The 18,229-nt window shown below is 54.6% G+C and carries 15 protein-coding genes; 11 read left to right on the top strand and 4 right to left on the bottom strand.

Annotation, left to right across the window (positions count from 1 at the left end):
* Positions 1 to 23: 23 nt before the first annotated feature.
* Entirely contained in the window at positions 24 to 413 is a 390-nt protein-coding gene (locus tag KTE_RS08645) for a DUF485 domain-containing protein (protein ID WP_201380251.1), read from the top strand.
* Entirely contained in the window at positions 410 to 2,032 is a 1,623-nt protein-coding gene (locus tag KTE_RS08640; protein WP_201380250.1) for a cation acetate symporter, read from the top strand. Before KTE_RS08645 ends, KTE_RS08640 begins: the two co-directional genes overlap by 4 nt.
* A gap of 3 nt (positions 2,033 to 2,035) precedes the next feature.
* On the opposite strand, the gene KTE_RS08635 is transcribed toward KTE_RS08640, so the two are convergent.
* The gene (locus KTE_RS08635; protein WP_236600332.1) at positions 2,036 to 3,751 is read right to left on the bottom strand and encodes an AAA family ATPase; all 1,716 of its coding nucleotides are present in this window, start codon (positions 3,749 to 3,751) and stop codon (positions 2,036 to 2,038) included.
* A gap of 368 nt (positions 3,752 to 4,119) precedes the next feature.
* Between KTE_RS08635 and xylA the strand changes: the two genes are divergently transcribed.
* From xylA to KTE_RS08620, 3 genes are all read left to right on the top strand, one after another.
* Positions 4,120 to 5,313, top strand: a complete 1,194-nt coding sequence (xylA, locus tag KTE_RS08630; protein ID WP_201380249.1) for a xylose isomerase — start codon at positions 4,120 to 4,122, stop codon at positions 5,311 to 5,313.
* 488 nt (positions 5,314 to 5,801) lie between these two features.
* On the top strand, positions 5,802 to 6,944 hold the full coding sequence (locus KTE_RS08625; protein ID WP_201380248.1) for an RNA-guided endonuclease TnpB family protein: 1,143 nt from the start codon (positions 5,802 to 5,804) through the stop codon (positions 6,942 to 6,944).
* Positions 6,945 to 7,042: 98 nt separating this feature from the next.
* Positions 7,043 to 7,528: a GtrA family protein gene (locus KTE_RS08620; RefSeq protein WP_201380247.1), complete on the top strand. Its 486-nt coding sequence runs from the start codon at positions 7,043 to 7,045 to the stop codon at positions 7,526 to 7,528.
* Positions 7,529 to 7,627: 99 nt separating this feature from the next.
* Here the strand turns inward: KTE_RS08620 and KTE_RS08615 are convergent, their stop codons facing one another.
* Positions 7,628 to 8,662, bottom strand: a complete 1,035-nt coding sequence (locus KTE_RS08615; protein WP_201380246.1) for a P-loop NTPase — start codon at positions 8,660 to 8,662, stop codon at positions 7,628 to 7,630.
* A 310-nt stretch (positions 8,663 to 8,972) separates the two neighbouring features.
* On the opposite strand from KTE_RS08615, the gene KTE_RS08610 reads away from it, so the two are divergent.
* The 4 genes from KTE_RS08610 to KTE_RS08595 all read left to right on the top strand — a co-directional run bounded on the left by KTE_RS08610 (position 8,973) and on the right by KTE_RS08595 (position 12,790).
* A complete protein-coding gene (locus KTE_RS08610) occupies positions 8,973 to 9,659 on the top strand; it encodes a Crp/Fnr family transcriptional regulator (protein ID WP_007907127.1) in 687 nt (228 codons plus the stop codon).
* A 254-nt stretch (positions 9,660 to 9,913) separates the two neighbouring features.
* Positions 9,914 to 10,930 (top strand): decaprenyl-phosphate phosphoribosyltransferase, encoded by a 1,017-nt coding sequence (locus KTE_RS08605; RefSeq protein WP_201380245.1) that lies wholly within the window; start codon positions 9,914 to 9,916, stop codon positions 10,928 to 10,930.
* A gap of 12 nt (positions 10,931 to 10,942) precedes the next feature.
* The gene (locus KTE_RS08600) at positions 10,943 to 12,007 is read left to right on the top strand and encodes a lysylphosphatidylglycerol synthase transmembrane domain-containing protein (RefSeq protein ID WP_201380244.1); all 1,065 of its coding nucleotides are present in this window, start codon (positions 10,943 to 10,945) and stop codon (positions 12,005 to 12,007) included.
* A gap of 6 nt (positions 12,008 to 12,013) precedes the next feature.
* A complete protein-coding gene (locus KTE_RS08595; protein WP_201371126.1) occupies positions 12,014 to 12,790 on the top strand; it encodes a polyprenol monophosphomannose synthase in 777 nt (258 codons plus the stop codon).
* A gap of 51 nt (positions 12,791 to 12,841) precedes the next feature.
* Here the strand turns inward: KTE_RS08595 and KTE_RS08590 are convergent, their stop codons facing one another.
* Together KTE_RS08590 and KTE_RS08585 are read right to left on the bottom strand one after the other, a co-directional pair.
* A complete protein-coding gene (locus tag KTE_RS08590; RefSeq protein WP_201371127.1) occupies positions 12,842 to 13,381 on the bottom strand; it encodes an NYN domain-containing protein in 540 nt (179 codons plus the stop codon).
* A 19-nt stretch (positions 13,382 to 13,400) separates the two neighbouring features.
* Positions 13,401 to 14,147 carry a hypothetical protein gene (locus KTE_RS08585; RefSeq protein WP_201380242.1) on the bottom strand — a complete coding sequence of 249 codons (747 nt, stop codon included), beginning with the start codon at positions 14,145 to 14,147 and terminating at the stop codon, positions 13,401 to 13,403.
* A gap of 405 nt (positions 14,148 to 14,552) precedes the next feature.
* Between KTE_RS08585 and KTE_RS08580 the strand changes: the two genes are divergently transcribed.
* Positions 14,553 to 16,316, top strand: a complete 1,764-nt coding sequence (locus tag KTE_RS08580) for a zinc ribbon domain-containing protein (protein ID WP_201380240.1) — start codon at positions 14,553 to 14,555, stop codon at positions 16,314 to 16,316.
* 513 nt (positions 16,317 to 16,829) lie between these two features.
* The gene (gene iscB, locus KTE_RS08575) at positions 16,830 to 18,143 is read left to right on the top strand and encodes an RNA-guided endonuclease IscB (protein ID WP_201380238.1); all 1,314 of its coding nucleotides are present in this window, start codon (positions 16,830 to 16,832) and stop codon (positions 18,141 to 18,143) included.
* The last annotated feature ends 86 nt before the right edge of the window (positions 18,144 to 18,229 follow it).

Here is an 18,229-nt window from a genome sequence, read left to right as displayed (position 1 = left end):
GTTTCTGGCTGGAGGTTTTTGCTATGGCTGATGCCATTTCCCCTCAAGATGAGGGGCACTCCGTCCCCGCTCCCAACTCTGACGCGGTTGCGGATCAGCACATGTCTGCACATGATTGGCAGGCAATCGAGCGTGATGCTGATTTCCGTGAGCTCGTACGCACCAAGCGCAATCTTATCATTCCTGCGACCATTTTCTTCCTGCTCTACTACTTCGTCTTCCTGATCGTGGTTGGTTACCTGCCCGATGTGGCGAATGCCAGCGTCATCGGCAATATTAATGTTGCCTACGTGTTCGCGCTCTCCCAGTTCTTTATGACCTGGATCTTGATGGGTATCTATGTCTGGCGTGCCGGTACGTTTGATGCGTTGGTACAGCGCATTGTAGCGCGTGTGAGAGGGAACAACGAATGAACGCAAAAGAGCTCCAAACCCTTATTATGTTTGGTGTGATTGTCCTGATCACGCTTGTGATTACCTTCTGGGCCTCGCGTCGCACGCGCACGACAACGGAATTCTATGCCGCCGGACGGCGTATTAGTGGCTTCCAGAATGGCCTGGCGGTTGCGGGCGATTATATGTCGGCAGCCTCTTTTCTGGGTATCGCGGGCTTGATCGCGTTCTTTGGCTATGACGGATTTATGTACTCGGTTGGCTTCCTGGTAGCCTACCTGACGGTGCTCTTCCTTGTCGCGGAACCGCTGCGCAACACTGGCAAATTTACCATGGCCGATGTGCTCACCTTTCGCCTGCGAAATCGCTCAGTGCGTACGGTGGCTGCTATTTCAACCCTCGTTGTGACCCTCATCTATATGATCGCGCAGATGGTAGGGGCCGGTTCGCTGGTGAGCCTGCTGATTCCCAGCCTGGACTATAACTGGGCCATCATTATCGTGGGTGTGTTGATGATTGTCTATGTCATCTTCGGCGGCATGTTGGCCACGACGTGGGTACAGATCATCAAAGCTCTCTTGCTTATTGGCGGAACGATTGTGCTCTCGTTCCTGGTGCTTAGTCATTATGGCTTCTCGCTTGGCAATTTCTTTGATGCCATACACGGCGTTGTGGGCAAGTATTGCACCAATGGAGGCGTGTTGAAGGATGGTCAGTGTACTGCTGGTAGCCTGGTGACGCAGAACTATCTCATGCCGGGCTTGCGCTATCACGGTACCTATGGCCAGCTTGATCTGATCTCGCTGGGCCTGGCCCTGGTGCTGGGTACTGCTGGTCTGCCCCACATTCTGATGCGCTTCTATACTGTGCCTACGGCCCGTTCCGCGCGCTCCTCTGTCGTCTGGGCAACCGTGATCATTGGCGTCTTCTATATCCTGACGACCTTCCTGGGCTTTGGAGCCGCGACTCTGGTGGGGAAGGCACATATCGCTAACCAGAATCTCGCCGCGCCCTTGCTGGCTGAGGCTGTAGGTGGAACACTCTTCCTGGCCTTTATCGCGGCCGTGGCCTTCGCGACCATTCTGGCTGTCGTCGCGGGTCTGACGATTGCGGGTTCCTCAGCCTTCGCGCACGACATCTGGTTGAATGTGGTTAAGGGGGGGCGTGAGGATGAGCGTGAGCAGGTCCTGGTCGCCAAAATTACGGCAGGTGTGATTGGCGTGCTCGCGATTATCCTGGCGATTGCGCTACGCTATAGTAATGTGGCCTTCCTGGTTGGCCTGGCCTTCGCCGTGGCGGCGAGCGCCAATGTGCCTTCGATTATTCTCTCACTCTTCTGGCGTCGCTTTAACACGGCGGGTATGGTCGCCAGCATGCTGGTTGGCCTGATATCGTCGGTGCTCTTGATTATTATCAGCCCGGCGATTATGGGCATCGATCCTCCGGGAACAGCTGCCACCGCCGCGCATCTCATTCAGGCCAAGGCGCTCTTCCCGCTCGAGAATCCTGGCCTGATCTCCATTCCGCTGAGTTTTATTGTCGCGATTGTGGTCTCGCTCGCCACGCGAGATGCGTCCGCGGTTGAGACCTTTAGTGAGACCAATGTCCGTGCTAACCTCGGTATTGATGCCGAAGTCTAAGTTCTATTGCTCGTTTGAGACGCCCTCTGATTTTTGTAGCAGAGGGTGTCTTTTTGTGTTCTCTTCTGAGAGCTCCCCGTGCGAAAGCAACGGGGGTTCCAGAAGTTCGGCCCACGCTTCCTGTTCCTCACGCCAAAGGAGAAGAGCAGGCTCTAGTGGTAGTTCTCCTGGACTTTCGGGCAGACGCGCTCTGGCTCGAGTCACACCCAAGCTTCGGGGCAGCGCCTGCCCCTCTCTCGCACGTTGTGTGGTACGCTCGTGTGCTGCCCGCAGGCGCGCCTCTGCACCCTCCCAATACGGCTGGTATTGGGCACACGAGGGAATAGGATCTGCTGGATCAAGATAAGCAGCCAGAAAGGCGGAATAGAGATCGCGCTGCACTGGGCCTACACCACAGTCACACTGATGCCAGCGCTGGGAGAGGGGCTTCTTGACCTTCTTGCCACAACCATGACACCATTGGCTCAGCGCTGTTGGACGCGTGGGAACTTCAACCAGGGTGCCGCCCGTGCTTGCAACGGTGCGTCTCAACAGTTCAACAAACATCCCTGGGGCTCGCAGTCCCACACTCTTGCCGAATTGCTTCTGCCATGCCTTGTAGGAGACCTTTTCAATGATGATGGTGCTGGCCTGCGCAAGCACCTCGTGCACCTTGCGGCCATGCAGGCTCTTGCGGTGTGCCGCCAGCTTCCGTTCTTTGGCCGCTTTGTGTCGCCTCGTCGCCTGGTAGCGTTTGCTCTGCTTCCACCGCAGCTTCCTGTGACCTTGCTTCTTGATGCGCCCCTTCTCATCGTAGTTCTCCGGATTGCCTGCTCGCCGCTGCCGCTCCATCCGCCGCTGCAGACGACGAATGGCTCTGGTGTCAGGAGCCAGTTCCGCACAGAACACCTCCAGGCTGGCCTCCCCCTCCTGAGGAACGAGCGCCAGGGTCGAGGGACCCAGGTCAGCGCCAATGACCCCTTGCCCCACCGTGTGCTTGGGCTTACGGTGAGGCGTGCCCTCCAGGGCGAGCTGCACCACGTAGCGATAGCCCTCTGCATCGGCTCCGGCCGCTTTGGGGCTGCTCGCGTGACGTTGGATGAGGCGGGCGTACTTGATGCGGTGCCTGAGCCCATGGGTCACCACCTCGTCCTTCCAATCGATGAAGGCAGGAAGCTGATCTCCGTTCCAGAGCAGGAACCCTGCGTTTCCCTTCTCGGGTGGCTGCAGGACAAAGCGCAGGCCGGTATCATTGCGCTTGTTCTCGATGCTGGAGAAACCACGCCCTCGGCTCTTGAAGCGCACGCGTGTGGCCTGGCCCAGGCAGACGCGGTTGAGGGCGCGGTAAGCACGGGTCGCCAGGGTTTGGGCGAGCACGGCATCGATGTGCTCGGAAATCCATCCCACGCGCAAGCCTTTGACGGCTTCATGCAATGCCGCCTCGGTGAACCCGTACTGCTTGCGCAAAGCGGAGAAGGCGATTGCTCGTTGGGTCTTCTGCGTGCGAGGAAGATCGCGAGCCGCTTGCCAGGCAGTGTCAGATCGCATGCGGCGCAGGCATTTCTGTCCCTGGGAGAGGATGGCGTTGTAGAGTTGGCGAGCGGCTTCCAGGTGAGCGCGCAGGCGAGTGGCTTGTCCTGGGTCGACGACGAGGGGCAGCTCGAGCAGAAAGGTAGGCGTTGCCGGTCGCTTCTCCTTGGGATGTTTTGGCTTCTGCTGTTTCTGGCGTTGTCCAGGCATGTCGGCTCCTTCTCTCCATTGCCACCGATGAATCGTGCTGATATGCCTATTCTACCAGAACGAGCAGAAGAACACAAGTTCTATTTTTAAAATACGCTGTTCTATTTGCGCGCGAGAGCGGATGTGGCGATTCATCCCTGACATCAATGACCAGGGCTTTCTCGCCACATTCTCTGTAAGGATGATTTGTGATACAGTATGGAGAAGAGCCGTTCCCCCTGTTTTGTGCATGTGCCCTCTTGCAATGACGCATGATCGGAGCTACATTTCTGCTCGAATCGCCAGGAACGTTTTCTTACTCACGGTATGACTTGCGATGTATACCAAGATGTATTGATGTAGCCTATTAACGAAGGAGTGTATGCAGAATGTCTATTATAAAGCAAGAGCTAACCAGCGATCAGTACAGACCCCGGAAAGAGGACAAATTTACCTTTGGTCTCTGGACTGTGGGCAATCAGGGGCGTGACCCCTTTGGCGACTTTGTACGCCCGGCTCTCGATCCTGTGAAGAGCGTGAAGAAGCTCTCTGAGCTTGGCGCCTGGGGCGTCAATTTTCATGACAACGACCTGGTGCCCTTCGGCGCGACCCCTGCTGAGCGTGACCGCATTGTGCGCGATTTCAAGCAGGCCCTCTCGGATTATGGGATGATTGTGCCGATGGCAACGACAAACCTCTTCTATCACCCCGTCTTCAAAGATGGTGCCTTTACGGCGGTTGATCCTGCGGTTCGTGCCTTTGCTTTGCAGAAAACGATGTCTGCCATCGATCTGGGCGCTGAGGTGGGCGCGACAACCTATGTCTTCTGGGGTGGCCGCGAAGGCGTCGATGCTGAGGCCAGCAAAGATCCCGTTGTGGCCGTGCAGCGTATGCGCGATGCGATCAATTTCTTTTGCCAGTACATTATCGACCAGGGCTACAATATGCGCATTGCCCTTGAGCCCAAGCCGAACGAGCCGCGTGCAGATACCTATTTCCCCACTATTGGCCATATGCTTGCCTTTATCTATACTCTGGACCACCCTGAGATGGTTGGCGTTAACCCCGAGGTGGCTCATGAGCATATGTCTGGCCTGAACTTTGTGCACGGGATCGCCCAGGCGCTTGACGCTGGCAAACTCTTCCACATCGACCTCAACGACCAGAAGGGGCCGCGTTACGACCAGGACTTCCGTTTTGGTAGCGAGAGCATTAAGAGCATGTTCTTCCTGGTGAAGCTCCTGGAGGAGAAGGGTTATGATGGCCCACGCCACTTTGATGCCCACTCTTATCGCACCGAGGACGAAGAGGGCGTATGGGACTTTGCGCTTGGTTGTATGCGCACGTATAACATGCTCAAAGCCAAGGTCCAGCAGTTTAATGCCGACGCCGAGATCCAGGCGCTCTTGCAGGATCTCAACGGTGGCGACCAGACTTATGGCGGCCTGCTCAGCGGCTATAGCAGCGAAACCGTTAAGAAGTTGAAAGAGACTCAGTTCGACGTTGATACGCTCGCCAAACGTGGCTATCGTTATGAGAAACTTGACCAGATGACCATCGAGCTGATTCTCGGCCTCCGCTAATTTCTCCCCAAGAAATAATTAAGATTCTCCTATGTATGTGGTTGCGGGCTGGCACTACCAGCCCGCAACCACATAACCACATACATAACCCAGTACGAAGTACCGCAAGTGCTGAGGCGAGACGCAAGAAATTCATTTATATGCATCGCTCTTTAAATCGGTATGCGGCGACCCCTTTCTTCAGATCTGACACTTATACACAAATATGAACGTTTGCAGAAGATCCTCAGCATGATGCGAGGGAAAGGTGTTGAAAAAAAAGCCCCTTGATGCACAATGATGTGCTTTCAGCTTGGCGAGACAAGCGACTTTTTCACCAAAAGTGTGTCACCTCTCGTGTGGGGGAAAACGAGGCACCTGCAGCACATCGCTTCCGTGTTCTTTCTCAAGATCATATATTTATGTGCAAGTGTCAATTCTTCAGATAGGGGGTGGAGCATGCCGCTCCATTCTTGCAAAAACTACGCATATATGCTATACTTTTATATATGGATAGAACGGTACGGATACAATTGAAGCCGACTCACGAGCAGAAACAGTTGCTTGATGAGACCACTCAACAATTCACGCAGGTCTTCAACGCGGTGTGTGCCTATGGCTGGCAACACGGTGAGAAGAACGGTGTTCGGCTCCATCACGCAACATACTATGAGTTGCGTGAGGCGTATCCTCGTTTGAATGCTAATGTGCTCATTCAGGCACGCATCAAAGCCACCGAAGCCTTGAAGTCTGCCTTTGATCGCAAAGCCAAAGACCGTAAGGCAAGGCAACCTCGATCCAAACTCTGCCCTATTCGCTACAATGAGCGTACCTATGTCCTCAACTGGCAGACACAGGAAGTCAGTCTCTCTACCATAAATGGACGTATTCTGGTTCCCTTCAAAGTTCCTCCTTACAGCAGCAAGTACGCAGGCTATCAAGTCACGACTGCTGACCTGTGTATCAGCAACGGGCGCTACTGGTTGCATGTCGTGGTAAGCGTTCCTGACCCTAACATTCCTCGCCATGATGAGGTGATCGGGGTTGACCTGGGACTTAACCGCCCGGCTGTGACTTCCAACCGCCATTTCCTTGGCTCTCGCCATTGGAAAGAGATCGAGCGCCGCCGTTTTCGTCTCCGCCGCAAACTCCAGTCCAAAGGAACAAAAAGTGCGAAACGACATCTTAAGAAGGTATCTGGTCGCTCTTTGCGATTTCACCGGGACTGTGATCATGTCCTCTCCAAGCGCATCGTTCAGAACGCCACCTCTGGCAGTACCATCGTGATTGAGAACCTGACCCACATTCGCAGCACCAGCAAGATCAGGAAGAAAACGGAAACAAGCCGACGCCTGCATAACTGGTCGTTTGCTCAGTTCCACTCTTTCCTGATCTATAAGGCGCAGGAGCGTGGCATGCAAGTGGTCAAGATTGACCCACGCCATACCTCGCAAACGTGTTCTCAATGTGGGCATCAGCACCGTTCCAATCGAAAATCTCAATCACTCTTTTTGTGCAAACATTGCGGTTATTGCTTGAATGCCGATCTCAACGCGGCGTACAACATTCGCAACAAGCACCTTGCTAGCCTTGGTACATCTTTGGCTAGTGGGTCGCCGTCAGACGGCCTAGCGTCTCAAGCCTCGGCTTAGGGACAAACCCTTGGCTTTTGCCACGGGTCTCTGACCTATTTGGTAGACTAATGAGAGATAGTTAGATGCGGATCAACGTGACTACATCTGTGGAGGCTATGCAGAAAAAAATACAGTATGCTCGTCAACGTTACAGTAAGTGGCTCGTAGAGCGTTTGCGACCAGCTTTGCTCTGGCTCTTCTCTGAGGCCGCCCGTCCCATTCGTTTCGTCTGCATTGGTGGCTCTGCTTCCCTGATTCAGCTCTGCCTGCTCGACCTCTTCTTACAACTTCACATACATGCCTGGCTGGCAAATATTGTCGCTTTTTTCCTCGCAGCTCAGTTTAACTTCCTCTTTAGTTCTTTTTTTACCTGGCGAGATCGTACCGTTTCCCGTTCTGGCAAACTGAAGCCGGGGGCGCAATTCATTAAACGATGGTCAACATTTCACAGCTCGATTTTAGTCACCGCCTTGCTCAATCAACTGGTCTTTATGTTGGCCGGAACTGTTGTGCCCTCGCTCTGGGCTTCCGCGCTTGGCATTCTGGTTGCGGCCTGTGTCAATTTCTTTGTTATGAACCGCCTGGTCTTTCGCCAGGAGTAAACAGGGAGAGGATGTGCTGTGGAAAGGCCTACGACCTTTCCACAGCACATCCTCTCCCCCTGTAAAAAGAGCGTCGCTCTAGTATGCTGTGGGAAACGCTTAGCGTTTGATCTTGAGCGTGCTCACAAAGTTTGCGACCAGGGCCTCATAGGCGTCGGAGTAGTACTCCTCGACGCGACCAGCGTCACACAGCGAGGTCAACGCCGAGTCAATCGGCATCTGTCCTAGCAGAGGCGCGCCCGTAACCGAAACCAGTTCCGTTGCGTTGCTGGGGCCAAAGATCTCATAGCGCTCGTGATCGGGAGTCTCAAAGTAGGACATATTCTCAACGACGCCCACGATTGAGCCTTTGAGCTGCTGTACCATGTTGACACACTTCATGACGACCATGGTGGCAAGCATCTGTGGTGATGAGACAATCACAACGCCATCAAGCGGCAGCGCCTGCATAACGGTCATGGGGGCATCCGAGGTCCCAGGAGGCAGGTCGACCAGCAGGTAATCGAGCTGGCCCCAATCCACATCGCTATAGAATTGCTTGATGGCGCTCGATATCATCGGGCCGCGCCAGACGACGGGATCGCTCTCCTTTTCAAGGAACATATTCATAGACATGACTTTGATGCCGCCCTTGCTGCGTAACGGCTCAATGCCTCCACTCGCTGACTTGGTGGGTTGTCCCCTGGTACCAAACATGCGTGCAATGCTGGGGCCGGTAATATCGCCATCTAGAATACCCACGCGCTGCCCCTGTCTGCGCAGCGAGACCGCCAACAAACCTGTGACAAGCGACTTGCCTACGCCGCCCTTGCCGCTCATGATTGCGATTACTTGCTTGATTTTTCGGTCGGGATCGGACGTGAGCATGTTAAGCGGAATGCCCTTGCCCACAGGAGCCTTCTTCGGAGCCACTGAGGTCGGCTCTCCATTCGCGGCCGCATTGAGATCTTTTACCAGCAGTTCAAGTTTCTCTGGAGAGAAACGATGCGTTCTTGCTCCGCCCGCGACACTTTCACGTGCTCCAACCGCACAGGCGGTACATGGGAGACCATGACCATGAAATACCTTGACTGTTGCTGGATACCTGGTCACGACATCATGAATAACCATGTCGGCAGTAATAGTTTCCGCCATCTCTTATCCTCAATAGCGGCAATAACAGTATAGACATGTGTTTGCCGCCCTGCAATTTGTAAACTAACAAAGGTCAAAAGACACTGCTTCATAGATAAAAAAATGTAATTCCTACCTATTTACTCCGATTATTATAGCACACATCAATCCAACCGGCTATATTTCCTGTGCTCCAGGGTAGGGTTTTGAGAGGCCTCGCTTGATCCTTTTCGCTACATTGCACGCAACTATGGCTTATGTTATGATGGCTGCATCAGGTAGATAACGTGCAGCTGACACACACAGCAAAATACACAGAAAAGGAATAGCGATGGAGGCAGACACCGAAAGCTATTTTAAGCAAGTGAATCTCTTCGCAGGTCTAAGCGAAGATGAAATTCGCGAACTCTCCAGTGCAGCTCGTAAACGCTCCTTTCGCTCTGGCGAGGTCATCTTTCATCGCGATGATCCCGGACAGGTTCTCTACGTTATCAAAGAAGGGAAAGTGAAAATCTGTCTTATCAGTCCTGATGGGCAGGAGATCTCGCTTGTTGTCCTTGGTAAGGGCGAATATTTTGGCGAACAGGCTCTGCTTGATGGGCTGGGGCGTTCGGCCGATGCCATTGCACTTGAAAAGATTGAGTGTTATACCTTACAGCGTAGTGATTTTCACAAAGCGATCCTCAAAAATCCAAAGATTGCGATCTCTGTGCTAGAAGTCCTCTCCAAACGCCTACGCAATACTGATCAGCAGGTAGAAGATCTTATCTTCCTGGATGTATATGGGCGCGTGGCGAAGAAGCTTCTCGACCTGGCTGATGCGCATGGTATTCAGGCCAGCGATGGTGTACGTATTGATGTCCGCCTGACGCAGCAAGAGCTTGCTTCGATGGTTGGAGCCTCTCGGGAAAGTGTGAACAAGGTGCTTGGCTATTTTACCGACAAGCAATATATTAGTACAGATCGTCACCGTATCACCATCCACCGCATCGCGGACCTGCGCCGGCGCGTTTATTAGATAATGTCATGTCTGTTTGAGACCTCGCGCTTGCGGCGCTCGCTCAGGTTGGTGTGTTGGTGGCAGCCTCAGGTAGCCACCACGCATCCAATACACCAACCTGAGCATTTGAGTACCCAGAATATGCCTACATACCTCCTGGACTTTTGGTCTACTCGTTACTGCTCCAAGCGCTGAACCGTCTCGTTAATAGCTTATTTTGTTGGTAACATATCAGACATGGTATTGAAAGAGAGCGTCTTTTAGGGAAATCTATGCCAACTACTAGTGAACCTAGCGTAAATACATCACAATCTCCACATGGCGGCTTACCGCAACTGACAGCCCAACAGCCTACACTGAGCACTCTGGGACGCCTACGGGCTCTGCTAAAGGCGATGCGACTGAAACAATGGACCAAGAATGCGACTCTTTTTATTGCTATCGTGTTTGCTAGCCATCTCCTGTTAGTGGATGAGCTTGAGCGAACCATCCTGGCCTTTTTCGCGTTCTGCCTGGCCTCCAGCACTATCTATCTGCTCAATGACCTACTTGATATTGAGCAAGATCGCCAGCACCCGGTCAAATGTAAGCGTCCCCTAGCATCGGGGCAGCTCCCCGCCTCCTGGGCTATTGTGGCTATTATCGTCCTGGTGCTGCTGTGTGCTGCTTTGTCTTTGGCAATCTTTTTCCTTCCCATTACCAAATCTCAGGATGTTTATGCCGGGCTGGGTGGCTCGAATGTTCTCTTCTCGCTCTGTGTGCTCTCTTACCTGGTGCTTATGGTTCTGTATAGCATCTGGCTAAAGCATATTGTTCTAATCGATATTTTTGTGATCGCTTGCGGCTTTGTCTTGCGTGTGATTGCGGGTGCGGTCGTGACTCCCGTTTCAATCTCCCCCTGGCTCTATATGGTGACTTGCCTGCTCTCGCTCTTCCTGGCATTGAGCAAGCGGCGCAATGAACTGGTACTTTTGCAGGGACGAGCTAGCTCCCATCGCCAGATTCTGAAGGAATATAATATTCCTATGTTGGATCAGATGATTACGGTTGTGGTTACCTGCACCCTGATGGCTTATAGCCTCTATACCATCGAGGCGCCTACTGGCCACCACAGTATCATCTTAACGGTTCCCTTTGTGCTCTATGGCATCTTTCGCTATCTCTACCTGGTCTATGTACGCAACGATGGGGGGAGCCCTGACGAGGTCCTGCTACGTGACCGCCACATGCTGATAACCGTTTTGGTGTGTGCGACAATTATTCTGCTGGTATTCTACTTACCACACTGATGGAGTTGGTTTTTGCAAACTCATAAGATACGTAATGGCATTGTGGTCTCGCTAATATTTGCCTTCGTGGTCATGCTGGTCATCGCGCTCTACGCCGATGTTCCAAACATGCTGGCGGCATTTGCTGGCTTTCACTGGATCTACCTGCCTGTGATCCTGGGCCTGACCCTGGTGAACTATGCTGGACGTCTTGTGAAGTGGAGTTATTATCTCAAGCGTCTGCGGATTGTTGTGAGGCCCTCCATCAGCCTGCTCATCTTTCTCTCGGGCTTATCAATGGCTATTACACCTGGTAAGATTGGTGAACTGCTCAAATCCTATTTGCTTAGGCAATATACCGATGCACCTATTAGCCACTCGTCGCCTATTATTGTGGCTGAGCGGCTCTCTGATGGCCTGGCTATGCTGGCGCTGGCCTCTTCTGGCCTCTTGCTCTATCGCTTTGGTTTACAGCTGATGCTTCCCCTCCTGGTCGTTGGTCTGGCTGGTGTGCTGGTCATTCAGAACCGCACGCTCTCTCTGCGCCTCTTGCGCATTTGTGAGCGTCTCCCTTTTCTGGGACGCTTTGCTCAGCATTTCCAGGCCTTCTATGAGAGTGCCTATACATTATTGCAGTGGCGCCCTCTGCTTCTGGCCGTTGGCATTGGTATTGTGTCCTGGTCAGGGGAATGCCTGGCATTCTATTTTGTCTTCCGAGGTCTAGGGATTGCGGCAAGTATGGATCTGGTGCTGAAATCTACCTTTATTCTTGCCGTTTCTTCCCTGGTTGGCTCCGCCTCTGGTTTGCCTGGTGGGCTTGGTTCCGCTGATGGCAGTGTGCTGGGGCTGACCCGCCTTCTAGTAACGTCATCGTCGGCATTGGGAGGTGCAGCGACCCTGCTCATTCGTTTCTGTACTCTCTGGTTCGGGCTACTGATCGGAGTTGGTGCGCTGCTTACGCTCCGAACTGTGCCTGCGCTCAAGGCCGTTCACCGTGAACGCGCTGAGGCTGATCGTTTGCTTGACTCCCAACCCTTTTCTATTGCTCATCAATCTAACGCCGATCTCTCATCAGTATCGGCTACTCGCGGAGAATAAATTTCCATGAAAACGTTGATTATCATTCCCACCTATAACGAGTATGAGAACCTGCGCCCTCTGCTGGAGAGCATCTTTTCCTTCGCTCCTCAGACGCACATTCTGGTCGTCGATGATAACTCGCCTGACAATACTGGTAAGCTTGCGGATGAGATTAGCGCGAATGATCCTCGCGTTCATGTGCTGCATCGCGCCGGGAAGTTGGGCCTAGGCACTGCCTATATCGCGGGCTTCAAGTATGCTATTGAGCATGCTTATGATGCCGCTTTCGAGATGGACGCCGACTTCTCACATGATCCCAAGTATCTGCCAAACTTCCTGAAGGAGATCGAGAACGCCGATCTCGTCATTGGCTCGCGCTATATCCCTGGCGGCAGCACGCCTAACTGGTCGATCTCACGCCGCCTCATCAGTGGCTGTGGGAATATTTTTGCACGCTTCATGCTTGGTATTCCCGTGCAAGACTGTACCGCTGGTTATCGCTGCTATCGTCGTCGCGTGCTAGAGACGATCAATCTGGATACCATTGAGTCGCAGGGCTACGCCTTCCAGGTTGAGCTGGCTTATCGGGTGATGAAGCATGGCTTTAAGATTGTTGAGACCCCCATTACCTTTATGGATCGCCGCGTTGGCTCCTCCAAGATGTCCAAGAACATTGTTTTTGAGGCATTCACTTTTGTTATTCGCACGCGCTTTGGTAAGCAGCAGCATACGCCTGTGATTAAGAGTGCCGTCCAGGAGAGCCAGGCCGAGCAAGAGCCGTCCCCTGTCGCTCATCAGTAGCCTTTACATCTATACTCATCAAAACGAAAATAAGGGCCGTTGCGACGGCCCTTATTTTCGTTTCTTCTTTTTCTTTTTGCCCCCGGTGTGCTGTTGCAGGCTCATTTCCTCATAGTCCCATTTTGCTTTGTCCGCTGGATTGAGTCCATAGACCTTGCGCACCTCGATGCGGTGCCTGGCTCGGGCCTCAACGTCTCTTGGCCCTGCCTTTAGCTGCATGGCTAAATGCCCCGTTGAGCGTGTTTGGCCCCCCTTTTCTCCCACGGCGTCGCGAATTTCTCCGTCATCGCTATACATCTCTACCTCACGCCCCGCCTCTCTTGCCTGGGCTGCCATCCTGATGATGACTGCGTCAGCCTTCTCTCCATAACGCGAGAAGACAATACGAATATGCTCTTCATGCTTGATCTCTTCTCGAGCCCCATTCCCATCAAAGACGACAATCAATGTGTGTTCACTGTTGCGGTATCGATTCCTCAACTGTTGAATCAGGACGCGGCGTGCGTGCTCCATGTTGTCTATGCCCAGGGATTGAAACATCGGATTCTTTTTGATGACGTTGTATCCGTCGACGAGAATATCACGGCTCATGACATTGGTGGTGCCCCTTTTATTTGAAAAATGGAGGATGTTGCAGCCAGTTCCAGAAAGCAGCTATGTATCCGCGCACATCAATGTGCAGTATCTGCCATAAAAATGTATTGACCTCCATTGAGAGCGTGGCTGCTATGATCCCTCCTACGAACAGTGCCAGCAGGATAATTCCAACGCTGAAGATGGCTTTGCGCATCCAGCTGAAGTGTTGCCTGTCTCGACGCCCCGGAAGGGTCGCGATCTCATCAAGCGCTACCTCGCCTGGCTTCTTCTCTCTGCGGGCCAGGATTGTGCTTGCTTTGAACACAGGTGGCTGTGTCGTTCTCTCATGCACGCGACCTCCATCCTCATCCACCTCTCTCCCCGAAACACTGCGTATGCGTTTCCCTCGTGTGTGCGTTGGATGTGTGGAACTGGTTTTGTTCGTCCATTCCCTATGATAGCGCCCTTCCTCTATACAGACCAGTCCCTCCTGACTATCCTCCCCCCAGGCTGCGTTTCGCTCCTGCACCTGAAGTACTAACCCTGCTTCCTGCACACAGGCGGCACACAGCGCATAGGACCGATCCCAGCAATCTGGGCAGGCAGGTCGGCGGCAGCGATAGCAGAAGCGACTGATGTTGAGGAGCAGGTGCTCACGCTGCATGGGCGTCAGTGGCTCCCACAACTGCCATGCGCCTGTCACGGTGTAGCGCGCCGCACAAATGCTACAGGTCACCGACTTCTCGTTCCTCTGTGCCTCTGGATTTGCTTCCCTGCTCATGTCTGGCCTCCTCTCGCTGACTACTGCCTGGGTTCAAAGCACGAAAATACATGACGTTTTATTTCGAAAGCGAATTCGCGAGTGCCACTTCTTTTTGTCCCTATTATACTCTCTCGCTGCCCCTCCCAGCATGCTTGTCGCATCGCGCCAGAACCCGAAAATATGGGCCATTGTGTGGTGGAATTTAGGAAGAAAATAGTCTGATCCATCAAACAAAGGCCTTTTTGTGTCCTACAGAGCTTGATAGAAAAGAGGGTTTAGACAGTTGTCAACAAGCTATAACTATCATGTACGTCTGCAACTATCTATAGCCGCTTCAAAGAAGTCCAAAACAGTTGTAAGTACATGCTTTTCCTGTTATACTTCTCTTCATGAGGACAAATGTTCGTAAAAGGAGGAGGAACGATGCGCACCAACCGTACCCACCAGCCCCTGACCTATGACGTGCGGTTGCCTGACGAAGCCCAGGCAGATGCGCTTCGCCTCCTTGACGCAAGTAAGGCCGTCGTCAATGCGACACTGACGATCCTCTGGCCCTGTCTCGACGCGTTTGGGGGTGAGCGTACCGGGCCTGCCTGGAAGCAGGTTGGCAAGTACATCGCAAGCCCGTTGCCGCATGGTGATCGTCAATGGCGCTGCGAGAGCGAGGTCGTTGGGCGCTTGCTGCGGGCGCAGGCCGAGCGCAAAAAAGTCTTTACCCTCGTCGCCCCCATTCTCTCCGATGGCTTCATTCGCCCCAAAACGGAGAGGCGCCCAGCAGGCAAAAACCGTCCAGCCATCAAAGAAGCCATTACGGCCTTGCAGCAGAGCCTCGATGAGGATGAAACCAGCTTTGTCACCCTGCAAAATGTGGTCGAGCAAGCCTGCAATTTTTTCTTGCAGCATGATCGTTTCCCCACTTCCTATGAAGAATTGCAACCCATCCCCTTGTTACACGTTGGTCTGCTGACCTATGCAGGAGACGATGGTGGCACAAAAGGCCAGGCCTATCGGCTAGCTCTTGACGCAGATGCAGGGGTGGCTCGGTTTCGCTTCCGCTCCCCTGACGAGATGGGGGTGTGGCGCTGGCGCAGAGAGGAGACCCTCATTGCGTTCCCTGCTTGCCTCAAAGAGCGTCTTTCCGACGGAAAGCTCATGGCTCCCACGCTGCGCGAAGAGCGCCGAGCCGATGGTGAGCGCTTTGCCGTGCTCGACTTCATCATCGAGGTCGAAAAAACAGCGTTGCCCACCTGGGAACAGGTTGAATGCGTCTTAGGCGTGGACTGGGGTGTGCATACCCTCTTGACGGCGATTGCCATCAATGAACACAGTGAGCAAGTTGGCAGGCCATTCTTCCTGGACACTGGCGGCTTTGATGGCAAACAAGCCCGCACGCTGCGCCAGATTGATGAACTCAAGAAGAAGGTCGCGGCCTTTGAGCAGGAACGTGATGTCTTGCCAGAAGCCCATCCCAAACGCGCCTGGTACCAGGAGCGCCTCGAACTCTCTCGGCGCGACATCGAGCGCTGCTGGGGCAAATATGAGCGGCGCAATCGAGCGGTGGCGCATCTGGCAAGTAACGTCTTGCTGCTGTTGTGTCAGATCCATGGCTGCTCGCTGCTCTCGATGGAATCGTTGAAAACCCTCAAAACCACCGGGCGAGGGAAAGGTGTCCGGGGGCGCTGGCGCCACTATCGCAATAACTCGACCGTCCGCGGGGAAATCTGGAGGATCCTTCGCTATAAATGTCATCTTCTGGGCGTGCGGTTCCGTACAGCGCAACCACGAGGAACCAGTCATACCTGCCCCCGCTGCGGGATCACGGCAAAAACGTATCGTTCCCCCAGTGATCGTCGTGAAGCGGTGAAGTGGGGGCGGTGGATGGCTTGTGAGGCCTGTCAGTATAATGGTGATCGGGATTATTGTGCGTCGGTCAACATTGCGAGACTGGGCGTGGCATATCTGGCTCACATGAAACACGTAGGCAAGGCGAGGTCTTGCTCCATCTCTGACCCCAGGGTCAAGCCCGTTTCGTATACCGGAATGGGTTCGGCGTTGCTGTTGCCGCCGACGGGAGAGACACCCGCCCGCACCTTGCGGGGAAAGATCTGTTACTATCCTGGCTGGGTGGCTTCTGCCTTCCTTCAATCGTCACAGCCCAAAGCTGTTTTCCTTCGATTGTGTGGATAGCTGGGCCTTGTTCAAGATAGTTCTAGATTTTAGCAACGGTTTGAAAGAGGCAAGGGCCCTGGAATGTCGCTCGCAGGACCCAGTGCTGCGGGGCGAGACAGACGAGGAGGCGATCTGTCGCATCGACTACGATTTCGGCAGACTCAAGCTGCGCAAGATGGAGACGCTCTTCATCGCGACCAGGGCCAAACAGTTTGATCTGTTGTCATGTACCCCCGCATCGAATGCGGGGGCTTGTGAGGGGCGCTCGCGCCGTTCGCAGGCCCGAGACATGAGCAGACTCAGCCAGGGGAAGAGCATGCTCCTCCCATCGGGCTCCGTTGCAAGCGAATACGGCACCGCCGATGTCCATAGGCACGTTCAGGTGCTTCACCAGCCTGAACCCCTGCGGGGAAGCGTTAAAAGGTGTAGAGGGAGAAGCCGGTGCGCTTTCCAACAAACCGCTTGCACACGTTGTCGAGGTGAGCATGACCCGCGCGAGCGGAGGCCCGCAAGGGCACAAAGAAAGGGACCATGTCCAACGTCTTTGTCGTAGATACGCTCAAGCAACCGCTGACCCCAGTCCATCCGGGGCGAGCGCGTCGCTTGCTCACCACCGGAAAGGCCGCCGTTTATCGGACCGCTCCCTTTACCATCATCCTCAAACGAGAGGTCGAGCATCCTGCCCCCGCCCCGCTGCGGCTCAAGATCGATCCGGGAGCCCGCACCACCGGGTTGGCGCTGGTCGATGACGCGGGCGGGGAGGTTGTCTGGGCGGCCGAACTCACCCATCGGGGCGCCTCGATCAAAAAGGCACTGGACACCCGCCGGACGGTGCGCTGGGGGCGCCGATCCCGCAAGACCCGCTATTGTGCCCCGCGGTTCGCCAACCGGAGGCGCAGAGCCGGGTGGCTGCCCCCCTCGCTCCTCTCGCGGGTGGAAAACATCCTGACCTGGGTGGAGCGGGTCAGCGGGATCGCGCACGTGAGCGCGCTCTCCCAGGAACTGGTGCGCTTCGACGTGCAAAAGCTGGAGCGCCCTGACATCTCCGGCATCGAGTATCAGCAGGGCACCCTCTTCGGCTATGAAGTGCGGGAGTATTGCCTGGAGAAATGGGGAAGGACATGTGCGTACTGCGGAGCGACGGGCATCCCGCTCCAACTGGAACACATCATTGCGCGCGCCAAGGGGGTGTCAAACCTCACCCTGGCGTGTGAAGCCTGCAACTGCAAGAAGGGCACCCAGGATGTTCGCGCATTCCTCGCTCAGAATCCTGAGCGCCTGAAGCGCATTCTCAGGCAAGCGAAGACCCCGCTCAAAGAGGCGGCGGCCGTCAATGTCACGCGCTGGGAACTCTTTGAGCGGCTCAAGGCGACCGGCCTGCCCGTGGAAACGGGGTCTGGAGGTCTGACCAAGTACAACCGAACCACGAGGGCCCTCCCCAAGACGCATTGGCTCGACGCGGCAGTCGTGGGAGCCTCCACCCCAGAGCGCCTGCGCACGGGGGACGTCGTGCCCCTGCTCGTGCGGGCGACGGGGCGCGGGCATCGGAGGCTGTGCAACGTTAATGCGCTGGGATTCCCGGTCAGCCACCGTAAGCGCCGCAAACGCTATTTCGGGTATCAAACGGGGGATCTGGTGCGAGCCGTGGTCCCCGAGCGCTTTGCCTGCCATGGTACCCACGTGGGGCGTGTGGCGGTGAAAGCCAGCGGGTACTTTACCATCACGACGGCGCACGGCAAGGTCACCGATGTGCCTCACCGCTTTTGCCGGCTGATCGGACGCAGCACTGGCTACGCCTACCAGGCCGGGACACGGCACGCTGCCCCAATCCCAACCAGCCCGTAAGGAACGGCCATTCCTCCCCGGCTTGCAAAGACCGGGGAGGAATGGCCCGTATTTCTGTGGAGAGATCGCTGGGCGAACTGGCAGTC

The organism is Ktedonobacter sp. SOSP1-85, assembly GCF_016587415.1.
Lineage (GTDB): Bacteria > Chloroflexota > Ktedonobacteria > Ktedonobacterales > Ktedonobacteraceae > Ktedonobacter.
The sequence above is the reverse complement of the archived record's forward strand: the minus strand, read 5'-3'. Positions and strand labels throughout refer to the sequence as shown.